Consider the following 22,924-nt stretch of genomic DNA (forward strand, 5'->3'; position numbering starts at 1 on the left):
GTTCCGCCAGCGGCATGCACCGGGGGCAATGGATTCCGTGCCTCTCCCCGCGCTTCATGCCAGCCATGCCGGATGCTGGCTGCGCTCTGCCCCAGGGCCAACGGGCGCGCAGACCCGCGGCCTGGGCAAGGGGGAGGCGGTGATGGCTGCCGCCGATACCCCGCTGCTGCTGCTGAACGCCCCGCTGGTGGCCACGCGGCTGGGCTATCCGGATCTTTCCGGGCTGGACCTGCTGGAGCTGTTCGCCTTCGTCCACCCGGCCCGTTTCTGCGTGCCCACCCCGCACGGCCTGGCCGATGCGCTGGGCCTGCCGCAACCGGGGGACGATGCCGATGTGTCGCGCCTGTTGCAGCAGGCTGCCGGTGCCCTGCTCGCCCGGTGCGAGAGCGATGACTGGGCCGAGCGCGAAGGCGCCTGGTCCAGCCTGCAATCGCTCGCCCGCCTGCGCTGGCCCTGGGCCCCGGTGATCGCCCCGCACTTGCGCCAGCCGGAACGGGCGGAGCGCTGGCTGTTCGCCCGCCTGCCCGAGTGGGAGGAAGCGCCCGAACGGCCCCAGCCCGCGCAGGTGACGCTGGATCCCGCAGCGGTCGAGCAGCGGCTGGAGAGCCTCACCGGTAGCGGCGCGGAACAGCGCCCCGGGCAGCGCGCCTATACCCGCGAGGCCGCGCGCGTGTTCGCCCCCCGCCCTCGCGCCGATGCCCCGCACATGCTGCTGGCCCAGGCCGGCACCGGCATCGGCAAGACGCTGGGCTACCTCGCCCCCGCCTCGCTGTGGGCGGAACAGACGGGCGGCACCGTCTGGGTGTCCACCTATACCAAGAACCTCCAGCGCCAGCTCCGCACCGAAAGCGCCCGCGCCTGGCCGGAACGGCGGGCCGATGGCAGCCGCCCGGTGGTGATCCGCAAGGGGCGCGAGAACTACCTCTGCCTGCTCAACCTGGAAGATGCCCTGCAGGGCGGCTTCGGCGGGCGGGCAGCGGTGCTGGCGCAACTGGTGGCGCGCTGGGCCGCCTACAGCCGCGATGGCGACATGATCGGCGGTGACCTGCCCGGCTGGCTGGGCACGCTATTCCGCAACCGCGCGATCCGCAGCCTCACCGACCAGCGCGGCGAGTGCATCTATGCCGGCTGCCCGCACTACCGGAAGTGCTTTATCGAGCGCGCCGCGCGGGCCAGCGTCCAGGCGGACCTGGTGATCGCCAACCACGCCCTGGTGATGGTCAACGCCGCGCGCGGGCGCGACCATGCCCAGCGCCCCACCCGCATCGTGTTCGATGAAGGGCATCACGTGTTCGATGCCGCCGATTCCACCTTCGCCGCCGCGCTGACCGGCATGGAGACGATGGAACTGAAGCGCTGGCTGCTGGGGCCGGAGCGCGGATTGAAGGGCCGCCGCCGGGGTCTTGCCGCGCGACTGGCAGACGTTGCCAGCTATGACGAGGCGGGCGGGCGCGCCGTGGCCGCCGCCTGCGATGCGGCCGAGGCCCTGCCCGCCTCCGGCTGGCTGCAACGGCTGGCGGAAGGCCAGCCCAGCGGCCCGCTGGAACACCTGTTCGCGGCCCTGCGAGCCACGACATACGCGCGTGATGAGAGTGGCGGCCAGGATGCCGGTTATGGCATCGAGACCGAGGCCGCGCAGCTTGATGGGCCGGTGGTCCAGCTTGCCGGGGAAGCCGCGGCGGCGCTGGCCGCCATTCGCCAGCCGCTGATCCGCCTGGGCCTGCGGCTGGAGGCGATCATGGCCGAAGCGCCCGACTGGCTGGACGGCCAGGGCCGCGCGCGGATCGAAGGGGCGCGCCATTCGCTCACCTGGCGGATCGACATGCTGGCGGCGTGGGAAGCCATGCTGGACCGGCTGGGCGGCCCCACGGACCCCGATTTCGTGGACTGGCTGGCGGTCGACCGCTCGGACGCGCGCGAATACGATGTGGGCCTGCACCGCCGCTACCTCGATCCCATGCGCCCTTTCGCGCGCACCGTGCTGGCCGGCACGCACGGGGTGATGCTGACCAGCGCCACCCTGACCGATCGCGGTGGCGAAGGCGATGGCTGGGCCAGCGCGGTGGCTCGCTCCGGCGCGCCGTGGCTGGACCTGGTGCCGATGCAGACCGAGGCGGAAAGCCCGTTCGACTATGCAAGCCGCGCCGAGGTGCTGATCATCACCGATGTGCCCAAGGGGGACCTGGCGGCGCTGGCCGGGGCCTATGCCCGCATCATCGAGGCCAGCGGCGGCGGTGTGCTGGGCCTGTTCACCGCCATCCGACGCCTGCGCGCGGTCCACGGCCGGATCGCCGACCGGCTCGCCCGCGCCGGCCTGCCGCTCTATGCCCAGCATGTCGACCCGATCGACACCGGCACGCTGGTGGACATCTTCCGCGACGATCCCAAGGCCAGCCTGCTGGGCACCGATGCCCTGCGTGACGGGGTGGACGTGCCGGGCGAGAGCTTGCGCTGCGTGGTGCTGGAACAGGTGCCCTGGCCCAAGCCGTCGATCCTCCACCGCGCCCGCCGCGCCGCGCAAGGGGGCTCGGCCCACGATGACCGGATCATCCGCGCGCGGCTGGCGCAGGCCTTCGGGCGGCTGATCCGCAGCAAGGACGACAGGGGCCATTTCATCGTCCTCTCGCCCGCCTTCCCCAGCCGCCTGGCCAGCGCCTTTCCACCTGGCACACCGGTGCTGCGGCTGACGCTGGAGGAGACTTTGCATCGCCTTCAGCGCCCTGTCCTGCTAGGATCCCCCCCTCAGGACGCGACGGCAAAGGATGATGCGCGGTGAAACTGCTGGGCCTGCTGCGCCACGCCAAGTCGGACTGGGATGACCTGACGCTGCGCGATTTCGATCGCGGGCTGAACAAGCGGGGCAAGAAGGGCGCCGCGCTGATGGGCGCGCACATCGTCGCCCACGGCGAACAGTGGGACAAGATCATTGCCAGCCCGGCCGCGCGGGTGAAGGCCACCCTCGCCGCCAGCGAACTGCCCCAGCCCATCACCTTTGCGGACGAGGCCTACCTGGGTGATGCGGCCACGCTGCTGGGCCTGCTGCGCGAGCATGGCGGCGATGCGCGCGCCGTGCTGCTGGCGGGCCACAACCCCGGCCTGCAGGAACTGGTGCTGCAACTGGTCCCGGCCGAGGCGGAAAACGACCAGTTCGGGGACCTGCTGGAGAAATTCCCCACCGCCGCCTTCGCCGTGCTGGAACTGGACATTGCCGACTGGCGCGACGCGCGGCCCGGCTGCGGCCGGCTGACCCACTTCGCCCGCCCGCGCGACCTCGATCCCGCGCTGGGGCCCGTGGGGGTTGGCTGATGCGCCGCTGGCCCGGCCAGCCTTGGGGCTGCCGGGGTGGACCCCAAGAAAGTATGGGGGAGAGCAAATGACCGGCGCGGGGTTGCCGCATTCTGTGCCCGGACTCGACGACGCTTTGGGTAGCTAGGTTACTTGTAATCGCGTCGAGATTTGTTGCCGCCGGCCCGCGGCCAACCCCCAGCTTCAGATGCGACGGGAGCCAGCACTCGCGTGGCGGCCATGCCTGGTGCGAACGTTCGGCTGAACACCGGGACGCCCGCGCCGGTCATTTCCTCCGCGTTCCGAAGAACCGGAGGATGGCCCATCCGCTGCTCTGGCCAGACGCATCGGACGCGAATCGGGCTGCACTATTCCGAGTGCTGTAGGAAAGTGTTTTCTGCGCAATAACCCTCTCCCCTTGGCAGAGGGTTGGGTGAGGGTGTGCCAACGCAAACGGCGCTCGCTGCTTCTCACCCGTCCACAAACGCCCCCCGCCCAGAGGGGGGATGGAGCAAGCACTTACCCCGCCTGCAGGGCCCCTGCCAGCCGGTGGCGGATGGCATCCAGCCGCTGGCGCACTTCGGCCAGCGAGGCGCTGCCCGCCTGCGCGGCAGCAGAGCGCTCAGCCGGGGCCGCCACGCCCCCGCCCGCCAGCACGGCGCGCGCGCCTTTCAAGGTATAGCCTTCCCGGTTCACCAGCCGGTCGATCGTGGCCACCAGGGCCACGTCCTGCGGGCGATAGAGGCGCCGCCCGCCGCTGCGCTTCAGTGGCTGGAGCATGGGGAACTGCTGTTCCCAATAGCGCAGGATGTGTTGCCGGATGCCCAGCCCTTCGGCCACTTCCCCGATCGTCCGCATGGCGTCGGGGGCCTTGCCATCGTTGAAGAGGAAAGGCGTATCCGGCATCTGCTCAGCCCTTGAGGACCCGGTCCTTCAGCTTCTGGCTGGCACGGAAGGTGAGCACGCGGCGCGGGGTGATCGGCACTTCCACGCCCGTCTTGGGATTGCGGCCGATGCGCTGCTTCTTGTCGCGCAGGATGAAGGTGCCGAAACCGGAAATCTTCACATTCTCGCCATCGGCCATGGCGCCGCACATCTTGGCCAGGATCGATTCCACCAGGTCCAGGCTCTCGGCGCGCGAGAAGCCCATCTTGCGGTTGATCGTTTCAGCCAGATCGGCACGGGTCAGCGTCCCGACAGAGCGCATGGAATCCATCTATGGAAACTCCCTGAAATAACGCGACCGCATACATTAATGCAGACATCCCCGCCGCTTGGCAAGGTTAGCACACAAACTGTCCCCGGATTGGACTCCGGACGTCGCGGTCAGACGCGCAGCAGGCTGGCACCCCAGGTGAAGCCGCCACCCATCGCTTCCAGCATCACCAGTTGCCCGCGCTTGATGCGGCCATCGCGCCACGCGGCATCGAAGGCCAGCGGCACCGATGCGGCCGAGGTGTTGGCGTGCTGGTCCACGGTCACCACCACCTGGCTCATCGGCAGGCCCAGCTTGCGCGCGGTGGCATCGAGGATGCGGGCATTGGCCTGGTGCGGCACCACCCAGTCGATATCCTGCGCGGTATAGCCGGCCTTTACCAGCACGTCCTCCAGCACCTGGGCCAGGTTGGTGACGGCATGGCGGAACACCTCGCGCCCCTTCATCCGCATCTTGCCCACGGTGCCCGTGGTGGAGGGGCCGCCATCGGTGTAGAGCAGCTCGCGCTGCGCCCCATCGGCATGAAGCTGGGTGGCCAGGAAGCCGGTTGTGTCATCACCCTCCGCGCCCGCACCGATCACGAAGGCCCCCGCCCCGTCGCCGAACAGCACGCAGGTGGTGCGGTCTTCCCAGTCGATAAGCCGGGTCAGCGTCTCGGCGCCGATCACCAGCGCCTTGTTGGCCAGGCCCGTGCGGATCATCGCTTCCGCCGTGCCCAGCGCATAGATGAAGCCGGTGCACACCGCCGCCACGTCAAACGCCGGGAAGCCGTGGCCGCCCAGCGCCGCCTGCACCACAGTGGCGGTGGAGGGGAAGGTATAGTCCGGCGTGGTCGTCCCCAGCACGATCAGGTCGATATCGGCAATGGTCAGGCCGGCATCGGCCAGCGCCTTGCGCGCGGCTTCAGTGGCCAGCGTGGCGGTGGTCTCGCCCTCGCCTGCGACATAGCGCTGGGTTATGCCGGTCCGCTCGCGAATCCACTCGTCGCTGGTGTCGACCTGCTTGGCCAGTTCGTCGTTGGTCAGCACGCGCTTGGGCAGGGCCGAGCCGCAGCCCAGGAAAACGGCCCGCCTCACTTGGCTGTGCTCCCGTTGTCGCGCAGGCGCGCTTCGCCCAGTTCGGCCAGGTCGGCCAGGATACGCTCGGTCAGGCTTTCCTCCAGCAGTCGCGCGGTGACGTTCACCGCATTGGCCACGCCGTTCACGTTGGCGCTGCCGTGGCTTTTCACCACCACGCCATTGAGGCCCAGGAAGACGCCGCCGTTGTGGTTGTTGGGATCGAGATGGTGGCGCAGTAGCTCTGTCGCCGGGCGCGAGACGAGGAAGCCGAACTTCGAGCGGATCGAGGAACGGAACGCCGTCTTCAGCAGGTCGGTCACGAAGCGGGCGGAGCCTTCGATGGCCTTCAGGGCGATATTGCCGGAAAAGCCGTCGGTCACCACCACGTCCACCAGGCCGCGGTTGATCTTGTCGGCTTCGATGAAGCCCTGGAAATCGAGCGACAGCCCCGATGCCGCGCGCAGCATGGCGGCGGCTTCCTGCAACCGGTCGGTGCCCTTGATCTCTTCGGTACCGATGTTCAGCAGGCGCACGCTGGGGGCAGACTTGCCGGTGACGATGCGCGAATAGGCCGCGCCCATCACGGCGAACTGCACCAGGTTGCGGGCATCGCACTCGGTGTTGGCGCCGAGGTCCAGCATGACCACGTCATCATCGCCAAGCGTGGGCATCAGGCCGGCCAGCGCGGGCCGGTCAATCCCCGGCATGGTGCGCAGGGCCAGCTTGCTCATGGCCATCAGTGCGCCGGTGTTCCCGCCGCTGACCGCCGCCCCGCAATCCCCGCTTTTGACGGCGGCGATAGCCAGGCCCATGCTGGTGGTCTTGGCACGGCGCAGCGCGGCGGTGGGCTTCTCGTCGCCCGCCACCACATCGTCGCAATGCAGGATTTCGGATGCCCCGCGCATGTTGGGGTGATTGTCCAGCGCGGCCTTGATCCGCGCCTCGTCCCCCACCAGCAGGAACTTGAACTGCTCGTGCCGCCGGCGGGCCAGGGCCGCGCCGGAAACCATCACGCGCACGCCCTCATCGCCGCCCATCGCATCAATCGCGATACGCGGAAGGCTCATGTGCGCAATACCCCCGAATATAAGGCCTTAGAGGCCCTTGGGCTCGAGAATCTGGCGGCCGTTGTAGTGGCCGCAGGCCGGGCACAGGTTGTGCGGGCGCTTCAGTTCGCCGCAGTTGCCGCATTCATGGAAGGCTTCCACCTTCAGCGAATCGTGGGACCGGCGGTTGCCACGACGGTGCGGCGAAGTTTTTCTCTTAGGGACGGCCATCTCGGCACCTGTTCCTTGAATTTGCAGAATATGTTGCAGTCGCCCCTAGGGCAGGCAGCGGGACCGCGCAAGCACGGCGTTCGACCTGATCCGGGAAGCAACGAAGGCGCGCGCTATAGAGCAATTGTCCCGCGTTGCAACCCATGATGTCCGGCCCTAACCTGCGGCACCGGACAAGGGGGGATCACCTATGGAAGACCTGCATATTTCGCTGCTCGCAGCCGCATTGGCGGGGCTGATCACCGGCTGGCTGGGCTGGCGCTGCGGATCGATCCGCGTCAAGGACAAGATCCTCCACGGCGATGGCGGCAACGGGCTGCTCTATCGCCGGATGCGGGCGCAGAGCAATTTCACCGAATACACCCCCATCGCCCTGGTGCTGATCCTGCTGCTGGACCTGGCCGGCCAGGATGGCTGGCTGCTGGGCCTTTCTGCCCTCGCCTTCATGCTGGGCCGCGTGCTGCACGCGCTGGGTATGGACGGCGAAGGCCCCACCAGGCCGCGCATGATCGGGATGCTGCTAACCTTGCCCCTGCTGCTGCTGTGGGCCGTGTGGGCGGCGCTGGTGGCGTTTCGCGTGGTTTAACCGCCCACCAGCACCCGGTCGGCCACGAAGGAATTGGTCAGCCGCTCCTGGCCAAAGGTGCTGCGTGCCCCGTGGCCGGGCACAAAGACCACGTCATGGCCCAGCGGCCACAGCTTGCCGGTGATCGCGTCGATCAGGTCCTGGTGGTTGCCCATGGGAAAATCGGTGCGGCCGATGGAGCCGGCAAACAGCACGTCCCCCACCAGCGCCAGGTTGGTGGGGCGATGAAAGAAGACCACGTGACCGGGGGTGTGGCCGGGGCAGTGGATCACCTCCAGCGTGAGATTGCCCACGCTCACCGTGTCGCCATCCACCAGCCAGCGGTCGGGCTCGAAGATCTCGCAATGCATGCCGAAGCGCGGGCCATCGTCTTCCAGCCGGGCGATCCAGAACCGGTCCGCCTCGTGTGGGCCCTCGATCGGCAGGCCCAGCTCCTTCGCCAGCATTCCGGACTGGCCGCAATGGTCGGCGTGGCCGTGGGTCAGCAGGATCTTTTCCAGCTCCACACCATAATGGGCCACCGCCGCCTTCAGCTTGTCCAGGTCGCCGCCGGGATCGACCAGCGCGCCCTTCATCGTGGCCGAACACCAGATCAGGGTGCAGTTCTGCTCGAACGCGGTAACGGGAATGATCGCGGCGCGCAAAGGCGGCTCGGGCTTGTCGGTCATGCGTGGTTAGTGGCGCTGCTGCGCGGCAATTACAACCGCCCGCTCTTCCACACCACGCGGCCGAGAAGCTGCATGTCTTCCGCCATCACCGACAGCGGGGGGTACGACAGGTTCTGGCTGAGCAGCGAGAAGCGCCCGCCGCCCTGGCTGGTGACGCGCTTCACCAACAGGTTCTCGTCCAGCCGCAGCACGTAGATCCCGTCGCGGAACGGGCGCTCGGCCATGTCGACCAGCAGGTCATCTCCCTCGCGCAGCAGCGGCTCCATCGAATCGCCCACTACGCGCACGGCGGACAGCTTGCCCGGTTCCAGCCCCTGCTCGCGCAGCCAGCGCTGCGAGAAGCGGAAGCTGTCAAACGGCTGGTCACCTTCCGGAGCTGCCCCCGGCCCGGCAGAGGCTTCCACCGGCAGGCGCGGCACATCGACCCACTCCCGATTCGCATCGTAGGAAATTTCCTGCGATGCACCGAGTTCCGTCTCGGCCACGCCGAAATAGCGGGCCAGCTTGCGCCGATCTTCCTCCTCCAGCTTCCGCGGGCTGCCCTTGGAAATATACTGCTGTAAATAGGTAGTATTACGACCCAGCATGCGGGACAGTGATGCCAGGCTGGCACCTCGTTCACGAGCCAGTTCGCCCAGTTTAAGCCGTGCCTGCATCATGCCAATTCACCTTCGTCGCGTGATTGCGGGATACATGATGTATTTTTCCTAGACAAGTAGGATTTCGCCGATCACCAACAGGGCAACGGCGATTCTCCCGCAAAGCCGGAGTCGCCGGGACGGACCACAACGATGGGGGAAAGGAGAACAGCCCGTGCTCATCCGTAAGATCGAGGTATTCCTGCGCCGCACAGGCATGCCCGCCACCAAGTTCGGCCGCATGGCCGCGCGCGATCCCCGGCTGGTGCTCGACCTGAGGTCGGGCCGCACCCCCCGTGCCGCAATGGAAGCACGGGTGGAACATTTCATGAACACTTTTGCGGAGCGCACTCATGCGTATTGAATTCAAGTCTGCCGAAAGCCGTGCCACTGCCCCGCTGCTGCGCCAGGCCCCGGCCCGCCCGCGCGCCCGGCTGGGCCTGCGCCGTCGCCGCTCTCCCGGCGAGCGGCTGCTGGAAGCGCTGGCCGACCTGGCGCAGGGCAAGGCGACCGTGCTCTCCCACACGGAGAGCGCCTGGGCCAGCGTCACCTTTGCCGGCACGCGCCACCGGGTGGTGCTGGAATTCCGCGGGGCGGAAGGCGTGGAGGCGGGCGAATGCTTCATCGCCTTCCTGCCGGAGCACGAATTTACCCTGCCCGGCCAGCTTGTGGCCGATGCCGCCGTGGTGGAGGTTGATCACCAGCTTGAGCCGCCCGTACTGCGGGTGACGACCGAGCTGCTGCTGCTGGAAGAGGGCTAGATCGAAGACGCCATCGGGCTGCGAAGGCAGCCCGCAAGGCGACTGTCCGCCCGCAGGTGCCCCGCGGGCGCAGCCGGAGGGAACTGCACCGAGTGTGTGAGGCCCGGATGGGCCTCACCAAACCTCAAATTCTCCGGATCACCAGGTTCCTGATCTCGCTCATGTCCTCCATGGCAAAGCGCACGCCTTCACGGCCGAGACCGGAATCCTTGACCCCGCCATAAGGCATATTGTCCACGCGGTAGCTGGAGACATCGTTCACCACCACGCCGCCCACGTCCAGCACGTCCCAGGCTTCCAGCACCTTGTGGATGTCGCGCGTAAAAATGCCTGCCTGCAGGCCGAACTTGGAGTTGTTGACCTCGGCCAGTGCCTCGTCCCAGTCGGTGAACTTCTGCAGGTTGGCGAGCGGGCCGAAGGCTTCCTCGGTCATTGCGGCGCAGAATTGCGGCACATTCTCCAGCAGGGTCGCCTCCAGCATCGCGCCGTCCAGCTTGCCGCCGCACAGCAGGGTGGCCCCGGCAGACACCGCCTCGTCGATCCAGCCTTTCAGCCGCTGGGCTTCCTTGGCCGAGATCATCGGCCCGATGAAGGTGTTACGGTCCTTGGGATCACCCGCCACCAGCGTGGCAGTCTTGGCCACCAGCATGGCCTTGAACTCGTCATAGATGTCGGCGTGGATCAGGATGCGCTGCACGCCGATGCAGCTTTGCCCGCTCTGGTAAAAGGCACCGAAGATGATCCGCTCCAGCGCGTGGTTCAGGTCGGCATCCCGGTCCACGATCACCGCCGCGTTGCCGCCCAGTTCCAGCACCACTTTTTTCTTGCCGGCCTTGGCCTTCAGGTCCCAGCCCACGCCGGGACTGCCGGTGAAGGACAGCAGCTTCAGCCGCTCATCGGTGGTGAACAGGTCCGCACCCGCGCGGCTGGCCGGCAAGATGGAGAAAGCGCCTTCCGGCAGCACGTCGCACTCGGCCAGCACCTCGCCCATGATGATCGCGCCCAGCGGGGTCATGCTGGCGGGCTTCATCACGAAGGGGCAACCCATGGCTATGGCCGGCGCGATCTTGTGCGCCGCCAGGTTGAGCGGGAAGTTGAACGGCGAGATGAAGCTGCACGGCCCGATCGGCACCCGCTTCCACATACCCATATAGCCCTTGGCTCGTGGCGAAATGTCGAGCGGCTGGACCTCGCCATAATTGCGCACCGCCTCTTCCGCGCCGATGCGGAAGGTATCGATCAGCCGGCCCACCTCGCCTTCCGCATCCTTGATCGGCTTGCCCGCCTCGATGCACAGGGCATAGGCCAGCTCGTCGAACCGCTCCCTGAAACGGGCGACGCAGTGAATCAGCACGTCCTGCTTTTCATAGCTGGCCAGTCGCGCCATCGGTTCTGCCGCACGGACGGCCCCGGCGATGGCTTCCTCGATCACGTCGGGCGTGGCGAGGGCCGTGCGGAAGGCCACCTTGCCGGTGTACTTGTCGGTCACCTCAAGATCGGTGTTCGGCTGCACCGCCTTGTTGTTGAGGTAGAGCGGGTAGGTGTCCTTCAACTGCATGTCGTCATCCCGGCGCAGGCCGGGATCCAGCCCCGACCGTTGATCTGGACCCCGGCCTGCGCCGGGGTGACGAAGGGCTTCACAACGCCTTCGACAGCTCCTTGATGTCCTTGTTCAGGATCTGGTCGTTCTCCGAGTAATCGACCGGGCAATCGATCAGGTGCACGCCCGGCGTATCGCGGCAGTGGGCCAGCAGTTCGCGCAAGTGATCGCTGCTCTCAACCCGGTGCCCCTTGGCCCCGAAGCTTTCCGCAAATTTGACGAAGTCCGGGTTGCCATAGGTGAGGCCGAAATCGGCAAAGCCCATGTTGGCCTGCTTCCAGCGGATCATGCCATAGGCATCGTCGCGCAGGATCACGATGGTCAGGTGCAGGCCCAGGCGCACCGCCGTTTCCATCTCCTGGTCGTTCATCATGAAGCCGCCATCGCCGCACACCGCGATCACGTTGCGATCGGGATAGAGCATGGCGCTCATCATTGCGGATGGCAGCCCTGCCCCCATCGTCGCCAGCGCGTTATCCAGCAGCACGGTGTTGGGCAGGTAGGCGCAATAGCCGCGCGCGAACCAGATCTTGTAGACCCCGTTATCCAGGCAGATGATGCCGTCGTGTGGCTGGCAATCGCGGATCTGCTGCACCAGGTGCGGCGGGAAGATCGGGAAGCGGGTGTCCGCCGCCAGGCGGTTGGTGTGCTCCAGCTCGGCCCTGTGATAGGCCAGCATGTGATCGAAGTTCCAGCTAAGGTTGGGAGAGATATCCTCCTTCATCTGCCAGATGGCGTTGGCGATATCGCCGATCACCTCGATCTGCGGGAAATAGACCGGGTCCACCTCCGCCGTGCGGGTGGAGACGTGGATCACCTTGGGCCCGCCGGCACGCATGAAGAACGGCGGCTTCTCGATCACGTCGTGGCCCACGTTGATGATCAGGTCGGCATCCTCCACCGCGCGGTGGACGAAATCCCCGGCGGAGAGCGCCGCGCAGCCCAGGAACTTGGGGTGCCGCTCGTCAATCACGCCCTTGCCCATCTGGGTGGTCAGGAAGGGGATGCCGGTCTTCTCGACGAACTGCAGCAGCATCCGCCCGCACAGCTTGCGGTTGGCGCCCGCGCCGATCACCAGCACCGGGGCCTTGGCCGCCTCGATCTCCTTCACCGCGTGGCGCACGGCCTTTTCCTCGGCCGAGGGGCGGCGCGCTACCGAGCGCTGGATGGGGCGGCTGTCGGTCAGTTCCTCGGCAATGTCCTCGGGGAACTCCAGGTGGACCGCGCCGGGCTTTTCCTCCTCGGCCAGACGATAGGCCTCGCGCACGCGGCTGGGGATGTTGTCCCCCGCTGCAAGCTGGTGGGTATACTTGGTGATCGGCCCCATCATGGCCACCACGTCAAGGATCTGGAAGCGGCCCTGCTTGCTCTTCTTGATCGGCTTCTGGCCGGTGATCATCATCATCGGCATCCCGCCCAACTGGGCATAGGCAGCGGCGGTAACGAAGTTGGTGGCCCCCGGCCCCAGCGTGGCGATGCACACCCCGGTCTTGCCGGTGTGGCGGCCATAGGTGGCGGCCATGAAGCCGGCGCCCTGCTCATGCCGGGTGAGGATCAGCCTGATCTTTTTCGAGCGGGATAGCGAGTCGAGGAAATCAAGGTTCTCCTCGCCCGGCACGCCGAAGATATATTCGCAGCCTTCTTCCTCAAGGCATTGAATGAAAAGGTCCGATGCTTTCTGTTTGCCGCTGGCGGCCGCACTGTCTGCCATGATCCCAAATCCCCCCGCTTGGCCGCGCCCGTTGCCAGGCACGAACCGGATTATGCGACCACGGGCTGTTGCCCTGGCGCGATGCTATCAGAGCGGATGGGGAGAGTCAGGCCCTAATAGCCGAGGCCGAGATCGACCTCGGATACCAGCGCCTCGCCCGCCAGGAAGCGGGTGCAGTTGGCCACGAACCGGTCCGCCGCCGCCTGCCGCGTGGCCGGCGTCGGCAGGCCGGCCTGGTGCATGGTGACAAGGCAATTGGGAGCGGACCATAGCGGGTGATCGGCCGGCAACGGCTCCGGGTCGGTCAGGTCGAGCACTGCCCCGCCCAGCTTGCCGGCATGCAGCGCGGCGATCAGGGCCTGCTGGTCAAGCACATCGGCTCGCGCCACGTTGATCAGCACGGCATCGCTGCGCAGCCGTGCCAGCGTGGCGGCATCGAACAGCCCCTTGGTTTCCGGCGTGCCCGGCAGGGCCAGCACCACCCAGTCGAACGTTTGCAACTGCTCGCGCCACTCGTCCGGCCCAAGCGCGCCCTCGCCGCCCTTGCGGCGGACCACGGTCACCTGCGCCCTGAAGCCGTGCAGCATCCGCTCCACCGCCTGCCCGATGGCGCCATAGCCCAGGATCAGCACGCGCGATCCGGCCAGTTCGCGGGTGGCCAGCGGATGGGTGGGGGGCAGCCACTCATGACGGTCGGCGGCGCGCACGATCTGCGGGTAACCGCGCGCGAAACCCAGCATGGCGGTGAGGGCAAATTCCGCCACCAGGTTGGCGGTAAGCCCCGATCCGTTGGTCAGCTTCACCCCCCGCTGCTGGAGGTCAGGCAGCGGCATCCAGTCCACGCCGGAAAAGATCGTGTTGAGCCACTTCAAGCCCTTGGCCCCGGCCACAGCCTGCTTGGGCGCGGTCTTGTCGAACATGTCGAACCAGCCGATTTCCGCCTGCGGGGATAGCGCCACCAGTTCGTCGCCATCGCGCCACCACAACGGCTCGATCCCGGCCGGCAGGCGGCCTTCCAGCATGGGGCGGACCGAAGTGGGGAGCAGGGCCTTCATCGCCATTCCTGCCTCAGCCAAGCGCCCATTCCCAGCCCAGCGGATCGCCGTCCATCACCAGCACGCCCCTGGCGGCCAGCTCGTCACGCAGCGCGTCGGACCGGGCAAAGTCCTTGTCGGCCCGCGCTTGCTTGCGCTGGGCAATCACCGCTTCCACTTCGGGTTCGGTGATGGTCGCCGCCCTGGGTCGCAGGCGCAGCGCGGCGCGGCTGGTTTGCAGCACGCCAAGCCCCAACACGGCATCCATCGCCGCGATCAACTGCAACTTGTGCTCCGGGTCCAGCTTCTTCAGCCCCAGCACTTCCTCGAACACGGTCAGCGCCAGCGGGCTGTTGAGGTCTTCCGCCATCGCCTCGTCGAACCGCGCCAGCAGCGGCAGCAGCGCGCCGCCGACATGCCCGTGGGCCTCGTCCAGCGTCCAGCCGCCTTCGGGCGCGGGAGGCATTACCTCCACCCGGGCGCGGGTCTGTTCCACCGCGATCAGGATGCGCTTCAGGCGGGTGAGCGCGGCTTCCAGCCCTTCCCAACTGAACTCCAGCTCGCTGCGATAGTGCGCCTGCAGGCACATCAGGCGGTAAGCCAGCGGGGCATAGCCCTTGTCGATCAGCAGTTGCAGTCGCAGGAACTCGCCGGAAGATTTACTCATCTTGCCAGAACGTTCGACCAGGAAGTTGTTATGCATCCACAGGTTCGCACCGCTGTTGGCGGGCTCGTTGAGCCCCCCGCAGCCGCAGAAGGCCTGGTTCTGGGCGATCTCGTTGGGGTGGTGGATTTCGCGGTGGTCGATGCCGCCGGTGTGGATATCGAAGGGGAAGCCCAGCAGCTTGCCGCTCATCACGCTGCATTCAAGGTGCCAGCCCGGCGCGCCGCGGCCCCAGGGGCTGTCCCACTCCATCTGCCGCGTCTCTCCCGGAGGAGTGGTGCGCCAGATGGCGAAGTCTGCCGCGTTGCGCTTGCCTGCCACCGCCTCGATCCGGCTCTCGCCCTCCTCGGTGCGCGCGCGGGCCAGCTTGCCATAGTCCGCAACCGTGGAAACGTCGAAATAAAGGCCGCTATCCAGTTGATAGCAATGCCTTTCTGCAATGCTCTCGGCAAAGGCGATCATGTCCGGCACATAGTCGGTGGCGATCGACCAGTGGGCGGGCTGGCGGATGTTGAGCCCCTTGATATCGGCCCAGTAGGCCTCGGTATAATGGCGGGCGATATCCCAGATGGACTGGGCGCGCTCCGCCGCCATCTTCTCCATCTTGTCCTCGCCCGCGTCGGCATCGTCGGTCAGGTGGCCCACGTCGGTGATGTTGATCACGTGGGTGAGCCGATAGCCCTTCCAGCTCAGCGTGCGGCCCAGCAGGTCGGCAAAGACATAGGCGCGCATGTTGCCGATGTGCGGATAGTTATAGACCGTGGGTCCGCAGGTATAGACGCGCGCCTCGTGCGGGTGCACAGGATGGAACACGTCGATCTGGCGGGTCAGCGAGTTGAACAGGCGAAGCGGCATGGTCATGGGCCTGCCTTTGGGCCGGATGCGGGGCGCGGGTCAAGGCCGGGCAACATGGGCATGGAACCGGAAGTGCCGACAGTCCGTTGTTGGGGTACGATCAATTTCCCGATAAAGGGCATATCCCATGAGAACTGTTACCACCTTGCTGGCCGCCAGCGCCATTGCCCTTGCCGCCGTTCCCGCGCAGGCGCAGACCTCGACCCGCGACCGGATCGGCCAGATCCTGGGCCAGTTGCTGGGTCGGCCGGTAGAGGCCGGTGCCGCAGCTTCGGTGGACGCGCAGTGGGCCGCCGGGCAGACGCCGCTGGCGACCGACCGGGTGCAGTTCGAAACGCAGGTGGATACCGCCGTGCGCGAACGGCGCATCACCCAGGCCACCGGCACGCGGCTGAAGGCCGATTACCTGGCGCTGGTCCAGCTCGAGGCGCGCTACGGTGCCGACCGCCGCTTCAACACTACCGAGCGGGCCGACCTGGTGCAGCGCTACAACGCGCTGGCCGCCGTGGTTGCCGCTGGCCGCTATGCCGACGAGGCGGTGGCCACCCCGGTGGTGGCCGACGGGCAGGCCGAATTCAACCGCCGGGTGGACGCGCAGGTTTCCGCCCGCCGCCTCAGCCGCACGCAGGGCAGCCGCCTGAAGACCGATTACACCGCGCTGGTGCGGGTAGAGGCTGGCTATCTGGCCGATGGCGTCATCACCGATGCCGAGCGCGAGGATCTCGACACCCGGCTCGATGCGCTGGACGTGCGGGTGGGCGATGTGGCCTACACCCCCGCTCCGCAAACCCCGCAGCAGCGGCTGGACGCGATCGAGAGCGCGCTGCGCAACCTGCCGGTAACCGCGCAGGCGCAGGCGCAGATCCGCACGGAACATGGCGATTTGTCGCGGCTGGCGGCGGCCTATGCCCGCCTGACCACCACGGCTGAGGAGCGGGCCTATCTGGACGCGCGCTTGACTGACCTTGAAACCCGCGCCCGCGTGCGGCGCTGATCGGGCGGTTTACGCCATGGTGGAGAGCTTCGCCGCTACCATCGCGCGAATATCCACCCGGGCCTTCAGCCGCGCCGCCAGCAGGGCCGTGCCGCTGATCTTGCGCTGCGCCAGCAGCATCTCCGCTGGCGGCAGGTGCCAGGCGGCACGGTCGGCCACAATGGTCGCCCCGTCGGCCTGGAGGGCTGCCACGAAGCTGCGGTCAGCAAAATCCAGCGGCCCCGGCGTGCCCAGGTGATTGATGATGGTATCGATCATCCGGTCCACCGCTGGCTGGTGCGCCTCTGCCGCCGCCTGTGACAGGAAGCCTGCCGCCACCGCCGCCTGGCGGATGGCATCACGGTCCTCCGCCAGCCCCGCGCCCAGCAGCCGACGATAGCGCGCGCGCACCTCGTCCGTCACCGGGCGGCAGGCACCGAAGTCCAGCAGCACCAGCCGCTGGCCCGCCGGATCCCAGCGATAGTTCGCGAAGTTGGGATCGGTCTGCATCACGCCCAGGTCGAACAGTTCGCGCAGCACCAGCGCGAACAGGCTGGCCATCATGGCGTCGCGCGTCTCCTGCGGCGCTTCGGCCAGCGTCTCGATCGGGCGGCCTTCCACGAATTCCATCGCCAGCACGTTCAGGGTGGTGAACTGCGGGTCCAGCGCCGGGACCAGGTAGCCCTCCTCCCCTGCCAGCAGCGTGCTGTAGTGGTCCAACTGGGCCGCCTCGCGCAGGTAGTCCGCCTCCTCGGCCAACTGGCGCTTGGCCTCTTCCAGCAGCGGCGCGATGTCCAGCGCTGGCGGCAGCAGGCCCGATACCTTCAGCAGCGTAGCCACGTTGTCGACATCGGCCGCGATACTGTCGCGGATGCCGGGGTATTGCACCTTGATCGCCAGGTCGCGCCCGTCGCGGGTCTGCGCGCGGTGCACCTGCCCGATCGAGGCGGCCGCCACGGGGCGCGGGTTGAACAGCAGGAAATGCCTGCGCCAGCCCTCGCCCCATTCGGCGTTGAGCACCTGCTGCAACTGCGCCGGGGGCATGTGGTAGGCCTGGTCGCGCAGGCGCGCCATGATCTGCGACAGTTCTGGCGGCAGCACGTCACCCGCATCCATCGAAACCATCTGCCCCAGCTTCATCGCCGCGCCGCGCAGGTGCGACAGGCGCTCGGTCACGCGCGCGACATTGCCGGGGGTCAGGATCAGGTCGCGCATCTGTGGGCGCTCGCCAGCGGCCAGCCGGCGTGCGCCTTCGGCCAGCATCCCGCCCGCCACGCCGCCCGCCAGCCGGCCGAACTGGCCGAAGCGGGCCGCCCGGCCACGCGGGATGGCTCGGGTAACGGGCGCGGCTGGCTTGTCGGTCATGCCATGGCAGATAGGAAGGCCACCCGCCGCTTGCGACAGGGACCTTGGGCGGGGTGGGTCAGAGCCGCACGCCCACCATCACCCAGCCCAGCCCATCACGCTCGAAATCCAGGCGCGGCCCCGGGCGGCCATCGGGAAGGCTGGCTTCGGCGGTAAAGCTGTCAAGGCCGGTGCGGTTGACATCCCATGACCAGTCCTCGCCCGGCATCACGGTGCTGGCGTCCAGCAGCACGGCCAGGCCCTGCGGCGTCACGGCTGTTTCGATCGCCGCCCCGGCCACTGCGGTGACGATGCCGTCGCCGATCCGGTCGAGCAGGTCGCTATCACCATCGTCGCGGCTGGCGCGAAGATCGGCATGCATTCCTTCGCGCACCCGCTCGAACTCCACCCGCTCGCGCAGTTCTTCGCTGTTGCCATCGTCGGCAGCGGTGACCACGCGCCACATGGCGTACCAAGGGCTGGCAAAGGCCCAGCCACCCGCCACAATCGCAACCGGCAGCAGCAGCTTAAATGGAAGTCGCATCAGTCCTTGTGATCCGCGCGCCAAAGCAATTCTTTCCCCCTTGCCAGGGCCGTACCTGCCGTCTCTCCGACGCTTGCTGCCGCTGAACCCACTCCGGCGGCAAGGCCGGTTATGCGATCATACATCCTGCCGGTAATGTCATACAGGGTCAGCCCAAGCGTGGCGGCCGTTTGCGCCAGATAATCCTTCACTTGCGCCAGCGCCTGCGAATCCAGCAGCGAAGACATCATGTCGATCACGAACCGGATCAGAGTCTTGACGAGTTCGGCACCGAAATCCAGCGCCGCGCCGATCTGGCGGTGAAGCTCCTCGCGCTCTTGATCGTCTAGCGCTTGGTAGCCGTAATAGATCGCCCCCATCGCCGCCGTGGTGAAGGCAGCCGGATTGCTGGCCAGGAATGGTGCCGCCACGGCCAGATCGATGCCAAGCATGACTTGGCCGGCCGCGATAACGCCCAGCGGCACCTTGTATCCCAGTCCGAACCCTTCGTTGGCCCGCTTGAGCACGTAGCCGCGGCGGGAAATCGCCTCATTGGGGGAGGCTTCGAGATCGGCAATGTGCCGCGAAATGAAGCGCGAGCGGGCATCGTCCGACGGCTGGTCATGAATCCCGTAGGTGGCCAGCACCCTGGGAAGGAGATCGTCCTGGGGTATTCTGCGCGCAACCTTCATCGGCCAAAGCTCCTCGGAGCGGTCAATCCACCTCGAACAGGTCGGCAAGCTGCTCGATGATCGTGCCGCCCAGTTGCTCTACGTCCATAATCGTTACTGCGCGCTTATAGTAACGGGTCACGTCATGGCCGATGCCGATGGCGACGAGTTGCACTGGGCTCTGCCGCTCGATCCAGTCGATCACCTTCCTCAGGTGCGTTTCCAGGTAGCCGGCATTGTTCACGGACAGGGTAGAATCGTCCACCGGCGCGCCGTCTGAGATGACCATCAGGATGCGCCGGTCCTCTGGCCGCATCAGCAGGCGTTCGTGGGCCCACAGCAGGGCCTCACCGTCGATGTTCTCCTTCAGCAGCCCCTCGCGCATCATCAGGCCCAGGTTCTTGCGCGCGCGGCGCATCGGCTCGTCGGCCTTCTTGTAGATGATGTGGCGCAGGTCGTTCAGTCGGCCGGGGTTGGGCTGCTTGCCATCGGCCAGCCACCGTTCGCGGCTTTGCCCGCCCTTCCACGCGCGGGTGGTGAAGCCCAGGATCTCCACCTTCACCCCGCACCGCTCCAGCGTGCGTGCCAGGATATCGGCACTGATTGCGGCGATGGAGATGGGGCGGCCCCGCATCGATCCGGAATTGTCGATCAACAGGGTGACGACGGTGTCCTTGAACTCCTGCTCGTGCTCCACCTTGTAGGACAGCGAGTGGCCGGGGCTGACGATCACCCGGGCGAGGCGCGCGGCATCCAGCAGGCCTTCCTCCTGGTCGAAGTCCCAGCTGCGGTTCTGCTGCGCCATCAGGCGGCGTTGCAGGCGGTTGGCCAGCCGGGTGACGATCCCGGCCAGCCCCGCCAGCTGGCTGTCGAGATAGGCCCGCAGCCGGTCCAGTTCCTCGTAGTCGCACAGGTCCTGCGCTTCGACCACTTCGTCGAACGCGGTGGTGAACACCTTGTAGTCGAAGGTATCGGGCAGGTCGGTCCACGGGCGGTTGGGGCGCACGGGCATCATGCCCTCCTCGCCCTCGTCGCCCGGTTCGCCATCGGCAGCTTCCTGTTCGGAGCCGATTTCCTGCTGCTCGCCGTCCTCGCCCTCGCCGTCCTGCGCGTCGGCGGCCACCTGCATCTGGTTGCCGTCGTCGCCGGTCTTGTCGTCGCTGTCGTCGTCGGGCGTCTCGTCCTTGCCGTCCTCGTCCTCGCCGCTTTCAGGCTCGTCGTCGGGGGCTTCCTCGGCCTGGACCAGTTCCAGGTGGCGCAGCATGTCGAGGCTGAGGGACTGGAACGCCTTCTGGTCATCCAGCGACTGGGCCAGCCGCTCGAAGTCGCCCGCCGCCTTGTCCTCGATCCAGCCGCGCACCAAGTCCACCCCGGCGGCGGCATTGGCGGGAATCGGCTGGCCGGTCAGCTTTTCACGCAACAGCAGGGCCAGGGCCGATTGCAGCGGCACGTCCTCGGCATTGGCCGCGCGGGTGATCGGATCGGAAGCCACCCGCACGTTGTGGGCAGCGGACAGGTTGGCGCGCATCCCGCCGTAGCTGTTGGCCCCCAGCGCCTCGTAGCGGACCTGCTCCACCGCGTCATAACAGGCGCGGGCCGAGGGTTCGGCAGGCGCATTGCGGGTGTGCAGCGCCAGGTTGTGATGCCGCTGGCGCAGGGCAAAGCTGTCGGCAAAGCCGCGCGCTTCGGCCACCTGGTCGGCCGGAAGGGTGCGCGGCGGCATGGGCACGCGCAGGGTCTTGCCCGCCAGCACCGGCGCGTCGGACGTCCACACCACTTCGCTCTCGGCATCGCGGCCGATGGCGCGCGCGGCCCCGGTCAGGGCCAGCTTGAAACGGTCGAGGGGGCTTTCAACGGACATGGAATGGCTTTGCAGACTTCAGGGGGACCGGTCAGCGATCCATAGAGAGCGCCGCGCCGCTTTTCCAACCCCTTCCTTAGGCCCGGCGACAATCAGTCGTCCAACATGCGCTCCACCGCCTCGCGCGCGGCATTGGCAGCGCCGGACGAGGTGCCGATGCTGCCGCTGCTGGAACAGGTGCGGCCGGTCGGTGTCTCCTCGCAGCGGACCTCGCGCTGGTAGGTGGTCCGTCCTGACTGGCCGGACGAGGCGCAGGTATAGCCAGTGGCGCTTTCGGTGCACTCCGGTTCGCGCAGGAAGCCGGTGGCGGAATTGCGCTGTTGCGCGGCCCGCCGCTCCTGCTCTGCCGCTGCCCACCGGGCCAGGCTGCCATAGCGGCTGCCCGAGGGCGCGCAGGCTGCCGAGGGCTCCTGGCGGACAAGCGCCCCGTTCTCGTCATAACGGGGCTGCGTCGTCGATTGGGCAGCCAGCAGGTCGCTGGCAGATCCGCAAGCCTCCTGCTGGGCCGCCTGCTGTGTCACCAGGAATTCGGTGATGCCCCAGTCGCCGTCATCTTCTTCAACCGACTCAAGCTTGAAGTCGGCAGCAATGGGCGCGGCGGTCGCGTCCTGCGCCAGGGCAGGCGTGGCGCCCAGCAGGGTTGCGGCAACGGCAATCGTGGCTGGCAGGCGCTTCATGGCAAAATCACCCCAAAGGATCGCGAACTGTCTATTCCACCCGCCGCCCCGACGTAAAGCCGACGGGCGCAGATGACGGCATTTGTCACGCGGGCTTCCGTCGCCAGGCGCATTCCTTTAGGGCGGCCCCGCAATTCTACCGGACAACCGATGAACCCGCATTTCCCGAGCGCCCTCGCCGCGCTGGCCAGCCTGCTTATGCTCCCTGCCCCGGCCCGCGCCGCGGCCGAGGACACGCAGGTTTGGCTGTTCCTCAACGGCGTGGTCCCCATGGCAGAAGACGTTACCGCCACGCTGGAGCTTTCGCCGCGCCTGCGCGAGGGCGCGGACCAGGTGCTGGCGCGCGGATCGGTCGACTGGCAGGTTGCCCAAGGTGTGCAGCTTGGCGGCGGGGCAAGCTGGGTAGAACAGGCCGGCGGGCACGAGTTTCGCCCGCACCAGCAGCTCCAGTTCTCCCACGGACCGCTGCAGTTGCGCAGCCGGGTTGAGGAACGCTTCTTCGCCGGGGCCGACCGCGCGCAGATCAGGCTGCGCCAGCGCGTGCAGCTGACCGTGCCGCTGGCGCAAGGCCTGAACGGCGTCGCCAACGGCGAATTGCTGTACATCGCCCGGGCCGAAAGCCGCACCGGATCGGTGCGCGTCGATAGCTGGCGGGCCACCGCAGGCGCGAACTATCGCCTGTCACCCCGGGCCGAGATCGGCCTGGCCTACCTGGCGATTTACAGCCCGCGCGCCGGGGCGCGTGACCGGCTGAGCCACGTGCCGCAGATTCGCCTGACCTTGCGGTGAAGCCGGCCTAAAGCTGCGCCGCCGCTCCGAACACGCCGATCAGCAACGGATCGTTGGTGCTGCGCGGATCGCGGCGGATGGCCGCTTCCTCGAAGCCGATCTCCTGCCAGATCACGTCGTTGACCCTGGTGGAGAAGCTGTTGGCCACGAAACCCACGTCCACCCCGGTCAGGGCCGACAGGAGCTGGCCGATCAGCGGGTCCTGCGCCAGCCGCATGGCCTCGCCCACCTCGGGGACCATGGCTTCGACCAGGGCATTGCCCATTTCCTGGCGCAGGAAGGCGGTGGCCGCCGTGGGTCCGCCGCGCACCAGGTCAATGGCGTTCTGGAAGCCGATCACCCGTACGGCATCGGCCACCAGCGGCGCAGCGCGGTCCGATGCGTCCTCGGCCACGTCGGCGAACGCCCGTTCCAGCCGCCCCTTCATCAGTTGCGAGGTGAGGATATTGGCCAGCACCCCGCCGCGGCTACCCAGGAAGCCTTCCAGCCCCAGCACGCCCACACTCTGGTCCCAATAGCCGCCATCGGCGGTCAGGCGGGCAAAGGCGCGAGTGGAAGACAGGTACAGCAGTTCGCGGATGGCATCGACCAGGCTCCAGCGCCCGGTGGTGGCGCAAGCCGGCAGGGTCAGCACCGCGCCGCCCACCAGCATGGTGCCAATCAGCTTGCGGCGATCAAGTGCGCGCTCATGCAAAGCAGTCATTCTCGTCTCCTTCCCCACATCAATCGTCAG

Annotated in this window: 24 protein-coding genes; 7 read left to right on the plus strand and 17 right to left on the minus strand. The window is 67.4% G+C overall.

Annotated elements, in window-relative coordinates; genetic code table 11:
• The first annotated feature begins 28 nt into the window (after nucleotides 1–28).
• Nucleotides 29–2,776 (plus strand): ATP-dependent DNA helicase, encoded by a 2,748-nt coding sequence (locus GRI99_RS13075; protein ID WP_160772491.1) that lies wholly within the window; start codon nucleotides 29–31, stop codon nucleotides 2,774–2,776.
• A complete protein-coding gene (locus tag GRI99_RS13080; RefSeq protein ID WP_160772492.1) occupies nucleotides 2,773–3,306 on the plus strand; it encodes a histidine phosphatase family protein in 534 nt (177 codons plus the stop codon). The genes GRI99_RS13075 and GRI99_RS13080 overlap by 4 nt, the downstream gene beginning before the upstream one ends.
• A gap of 498 nt (nucleotides 3,307–3,804) precedes the next feature.
• Here GRI99_RS13080 and GRI99_RS13085 read toward each other — a convergent pair whose 3' ends face one another.
• The 5 genes from GRI99_RS13085 to rpmF form a co-directional block, all read right to left on the minus strand.
• The gene (locus tag GRI99_RS13085; protein WP_160772493.1) at nucleotides 3,805–4,191 is read right to left on the minus strand and encodes a MerR family transcriptional regulator; all 387 of its coding nucleotides are present in this window, start codon (nucleotides 4,189–4,191) and stop codon (nucleotides 3,805–3,807) included.
• Nucleotides 4,192–4,195: 4 nt separating this feature from the next.
• Nucleotides 4,196–4,492: an integration host factor subunit alpha gene (locus tag GRI99_RS13090; protein WP_160772620.1), complete on the minus strand. Its 297-nt coding sequence runs from the start codon at nucleotides 4,490–4,492 to the stop codon at nucleotides 4,196–4,198.
• A 119-nt stretch (nucleotides 4,493–4,611) separates the two neighbouring features.
• Complete coding sequence (locus GRI99_RS13095; RefSeq protein WP_160772494.1) at nucleotides 4,612–5,577, minus strand: beta-ketoacyl-ACP synthase 3; 966 nt, start codon at nucleotides 5,575–5,577, stop codon at nucleotides 4,612–4,614.
• Entirely contained in the window at nucleotides 5,574–6,626 is a 1,053-nt protein-coding gene (gene plsX / locus GRI99_RS13100; protein ID WP_160772495.1) for a phosphate acyltransferase PlsX, read from the minus strand. Before plsX ends, GRI99_RS13095 begins: the two co-directional genes overlap by 4 nt.
• A 27-nt stretch (nucleotides 6,627–6,653) precedes the next feature.
• A complete protein-coding gene (gene rpmF, locus GRI99_RS13105; RefSeq protein ID WP_160772496.1) occupies nucleotides 6,654–6,836 on the minus strand; it encodes a 50S ribosomal protein L32 in 183 nt (60 codons plus the stop codon).
• Between the two features lie 190 nt (nucleotides 6,837–7,026).
• Between rpmF and GRI99_RS13110 the strand changes: the two genes are divergently transcribed.
• Nucleotides 7,027–7,422, plus strand: coding sequence for an MAPEG family protein (locus GRI99_RS13110; protein ID WP_160772497.1), 396 nt, complete (start codon nucleotides 7,027–7,029; stop codon nucleotides 7,420–7,422).
• Here GRI99_RS13110 and GRI99_RS13115 read toward each other — a convergent pair.
• Together GRI99_RS13115 and GRI99_RS13120 are read right to left on the minus strand one after the other, a co-directional pair.
• Nucleotides 7,419–8,090 (minus strand): MBL fold metallo-hydrolase, encoded by a 672-nt coding sequence (locus GRI99_RS13115; RefSeq protein ID WP_272917410.1) that lies wholly within the window; start codon nucleotides 8,088–8,090, stop codon nucleotides 7,419–7,421. The two genes, GRI99_RS13110 and GRI99_RS13115, sit on opposite strands and share 4 nt — an antisense overlap.
• A gap of 29 nt (nucleotides 8,091–8,119) precedes the next feature.
• Nucleotides 8,120–8,749, minus strand: a complete 630-nt coding sequence (locus GRI99_RS13120) for a S24 family peptidase (RefSeq protein WP_160772498.1) — start codon at nucleotides 8,747–8,749, stop codon at nucleotides 8,120–8,122.
• 154 nt (nucleotides 8,750–8,903) lie between these two features.
• On the opposite strand from GRI99_RS13120, the gene GRI99_RS13125 reads away from it, so the two are divergent.
• Nucleotides 8,904–9,092 carry a hypothetical protein gene (locus GRI99_RS13125; protein ID WP_160772499.1) on the plus strand — a complete coding sequence of 63 codons (189 nt, stop codon included), beginning with the start codon at nucleotides 8,904–8,906 and terminating at the stop codon, nucleotides 9,090–9,092.
• Nucleotides 9,082–9,489 carry a hypothetical protein gene (locus GRI99_RS13130; RefSeq protein WP_237438338.1) on the plus strand — a complete coding sequence of 136 codons (408 nt, stop codon included), beginning with the start codon at nucleotides 9,082–9,084 and terminating at the stop codon, nucleotides 9,487–9,489. Before GRI99_RS13125 ends, GRI99_RS13130 begins: the two co-directional genes overlap by 11 nt.
• A 124-nt stretch (nucleotides 9,490–9,613) precedes the next feature.
• Here GRI99_RS13130 and GRI99_RS13135 read toward each other — a convergent pair whose 3' ends face one another.
• From GRI99_RS13135 to cysS, 4 genes are all read right to left on the minus strand, one after another.
• Nucleotides 9,614–11,047: an aldehyde dehydrogenase family protein gene (locus GRI99_RS13135; RefSeq protein ID WP_160772500.1), complete on the minus strand. Its 1,434-nt coding sequence runs from the start codon at nucleotides 11,045–11,047 to the stop codon at nucleotides 9,614–9,616.
• 79 nt (nucleotides 11,048–11,126) lie between these two features.
• Nucleotides 11,127–12,800: an acetolactate synthase large subunit gene (locus tag GRI99_RS13140; protein WP_160772501.1), complete on the minus strand. Its 1,674-nt coding sequence runs from the start codon at nucleotides 12,798–12,800 to the stop codon at nucleotides 11,127–11,129.
• Nucleotides 12,801–12,913: 113 nt separating this feature from the next.
• Nucleotides 12,914–13,876 carry a D-2-hydroxyacid dehydrogenase gene (locus GRI99_RS13145; protein ID WP_237438339.1) on the minus strand — a complete coding sequence of 321 codons (963 nt, stop codon included), beginning with the start codon at nucleotides 13,874–13,876 and terminating at the stop codon, nucleotides 12,914–12,916.
• A complete protein-coding gene (cysS, locus tag GRI99_RS13150) occupies nucleotides 13,869–15,359 on the minus strand; it encodes a cysteine--tRNA ligase (protein WP_160772502.1) in 1,491 nt (496 codons plus the stop codon). The genes GRI99_RS13145 and cysS overlap by 8 nt, the downstream gene beginning before the upstream one ends.
• A 121-nt stretch (nucleotides 15,360–15,480) precedes the next feature.
• On the opposite strand from cysS, the gene GRI99_RS13155 reads away from it, so the two are divergent.
• Complete coding sequence (locus GRI99_RS13155) at nucleotides 15,481–16,347, plus strand: hypothetical protein (RefSeq protein ID WP_160772503.1); 867 nt, start codon at nucleotides 15,481–15,483, stop codon at nucleotides 16,345–16,347.
• Nucleotides 16,348–16,356: 9 nt separating this feature from the next.
• Here GRI99_RS13155 and GRI99_RS13160 read toward each other — a convergent pair whose 3' ends face one another.
• The 5 genes from GRI99_RS13160 to GRI99_RS13180 form a co-directional block, all read right to left on the minus strand.
• Nucleotides 16,357–17,691, minus strand: a complete 1,335-nt coding sequence (locus GRI99_RS13160; protein WP_160772504.1) for an ABC1 kinase family protein — start codon at nucleotides 17,689–17,691, stop codon at nucleotides 16,357–16,359.
• Between the two features lie 58 nt (nucleotides 17,692–17,749).
• Nucleotides 17,750–18,214, minus strand: coding sequence for a DUF2939 domain-containing protein (locus tag GRI99_RS13165; protein ID WP_160772505.1), 465 nt, complete (start codon nucleotides 18,212–18,214; stop codon nucleotides 17,750–17,752).
• Entirely contained in the window at nucleotides 18,214–18,885 is a 672-nt protein-coding gene (locus tag GRI99_RS13170) for a hypothetical protein (protein WP_160772506.1), read from the minus strand. Before GRI99_RS13170 ends, GRI99_RS13165 begins: the two co-directional genes overlap by 1 nt.
• A gap of 22 nt (nucleotides 18,886–18,907) precedes the next feature.
• Nucleotides 18,908–20,725 carry a cobaltochelatase subunit CobT gene (gene cobT, locus GRI99_RS13175; protein ID WP_160772507.1) on the minus strand — a complete coding sequence of 606 codons (1,818 nt, stop codon included), beginning with the start codon at nucleotides 20,723–20,725 and terminating at the stop codon, nucleotides 18,908–18,910.
• Between the two features lie 92 nt (nucleotides 20,726–20,817).
• Nucleotides 20,818–21,402: an invasion associated locus B family protein gene (locus GRI99_RS13180; RefSeq protein ID WP_160772508.1), complete on the minus strand. Its 585-nt coding sequence runs from the start codon at nucleotides 21,400–21,402 to the stop codon at nucleotides 20,818–20,820.
• A gap of 150 nt (nucleotides 21,403–21,552) precedes the next feature.
• Here GRI99_RS13180 and GRI99_RS13185 point away from each other — a divergent pair, with 150 nt between their 5' ends.
• Nucleotides 21,553–22,191, plus strand: coding sequence for a DUF2490 domain-containing protein (locus GRI99_RS13185; protein ID WP_160772509.1), 639 nt, complete (start codon nucleotides 21,553–21,555; stop codon nucleotides 22,189–22,191).
• Between the two features lie 7 nt (nucleotides 22,192–22,198).
• On the opposite strand, the gene GRI99_RS13190 is transcribed toward GRI99_RS13185, so the two are convergent.
• A complete protein-coding gene (locus GRI99_RS13190; protein WP_160772510.1) occupies nucleotides 22,199–22,894 on the minus strand; it encodes a DUF4197 domain-containing protein in 696 nt (231 codons plus the stop codon).
• Nucleotides 22,895–22,924: the final 30 nt, after the last annotated feature.

This window comes from Alteraurantiacibacter buctensis, from assembly GCF_009827655.1.
GTDB lineage: Bacteria > Pseudomonadota > Alphaproteobacteria > Sphingomonadales > Sphingomonadaceae > Alteraurantiacibacter > Alteraurantiacibacter buctensis.

Excerpts from the sequence above, each read along its gene's own strand:
- GRI99_RS13075 (WP_160772491.1), top strand. The coding sequence starts at position 29 with ATGGATTCCGTGCCTCTCCCCGCGCTTCATGCCAGCCATGCCGGATGC.
- GRI99_RS13085 (WP_160772493.1), bottom strand. The coding sequence starts at position 4,191 with ATGCCGGATACGCCTTTCCTCTTCAACGATGGCAAGGCCCCCGACGCC.
- GRI99_RS13090 (WP_160772620.1), bottom strand. The coding sequence starts at position 4,492 with ATGCGCTCTGTCGGGACGCTGACCCGTGCCGATCTGGCTGAAACGATC.
- plsX (WP_160772495.1), bottom strand. The coding sequence starts at position 6,626 with ATGAGCCTTCCGCGTATCGCGATTGATGCGATGGGCGGCGATGAGGGC.
- rpmF (WP_160772496.1), bottom strand. The coding sequence starts at position 6,836 with ATGGCCGTCCCTAAGAGAAAAACTTCGCCGCACCGTCGTGGCAACCGC.
- GRI99_RS13110 (WP_160772497.1), top strand. The coding sequence starts at position 7,027 with ATGGAAGACCTGCATATTTCGCTGCTCGCAGCCGCATTGGCGGGGCTG.
- GRI99_RS13115 (WP_272917410.1), bottom strand. The coding sequence starts at position 8,090 with ATGACCGACAAGCCCGAGCCGCCTTTGCGCGCCGCGATCATTCCCGTT.
- GRI99_RS13120 (WP_160772498.1), bottom strand. The coding sequence starts at position 8,749 with ATGATGCAGGCACGGCTTAAACTGGGCGAACTGGCTCGTGAACGAGGT.
- GRI99_RS13130 (WP_237438338.1), top strand. The coding sequence starts at position 9,082 with ATGCGTATTGAATTCAAGTCTGCCGAAAGCCGTGCCACTGCCCCGCTG.
- GRI99_RS13135 (WP_160772500.1), bottom strand. The coding sequence starts at position 11,047 with ATGCAGTTGAAGGACACCTACCCGCTCTACCTCAACAACAAGGCGGTG.
- GRI99_RS13140 (WP_160772501.1), bottom strand. The coding sequence starts at position 12,800 with ATGGCAGACAGTGCGGCCGCCAGCGGCAAACAGAAAGCATCGGACCTT.
- cysS (WP_160772502.1), bottom strand. The coding sequence starts at position 15,359 with ATGACCATGCCGCTTCGCCTGTTCAACTCGCTGACCCGCCAGATCGAC.
- GRI99_RS13155 (WP_160772503.1), top strand. The coding sequence starts at position 15,481 with ATGAGAACTGTTACCACCTTGCTGGCCGCCAGCGCCATTGCCCTTGCC.
- GRI99_RS13160 (WP_160772504.1), bottom strand. The coding sequence starts at position 17,691 with ATGACCGACAAGCCAGCCGCGCCCGTTACCCGAGCCATCCCGCGTGGC.
- GRI99_RS13165 (WP_160772505.1), bottom strand. The coding sequence starts at position 18,214 with ATGCGACTTCCATTTAAGCTGCTGCTGCCGGTTGCGATTGTGGCGGGT.
- GRI99_RS13170 (WP_160772506.1), bottom strand. The coding sequence starts at position 18,885 with ATGAAGGTTGCGCGCAGAATACCCCAGGACGATCTCCTTCCCAGGGTG.
- cobT (WP_160772507.1), bottom strand. The coding sequence starts at position 20,725 with ATGTCCGTTGAAAGCCCCCTCGACCGTTTCAAGCTGGCCCTGACCGGG.
- GRI99_RS13180 (WP_160772508.1), bottom strand. The coding sequence starts at position 21,402 with ATGAAGCGCCTGCCAGCCACGATTGCCGTTGCCGCAACCCTGCTGGGC.
- GRI99_RS13185 (WP_160772509.1), top strand. The coding sequence starts at position 21,553 with ATGAACCCGCATTTCCCGAGCGCCCTCGCCGCGCTGGCCAGCCTGCTT.
- GRI99_RS13190 (WP_160772510.1), bottom strand. The coding sequence starts at position 22,894 with ATGACTGCTTTGCATGAGCGCGCACTTGATCGCCGCAAGCTGATTGGC.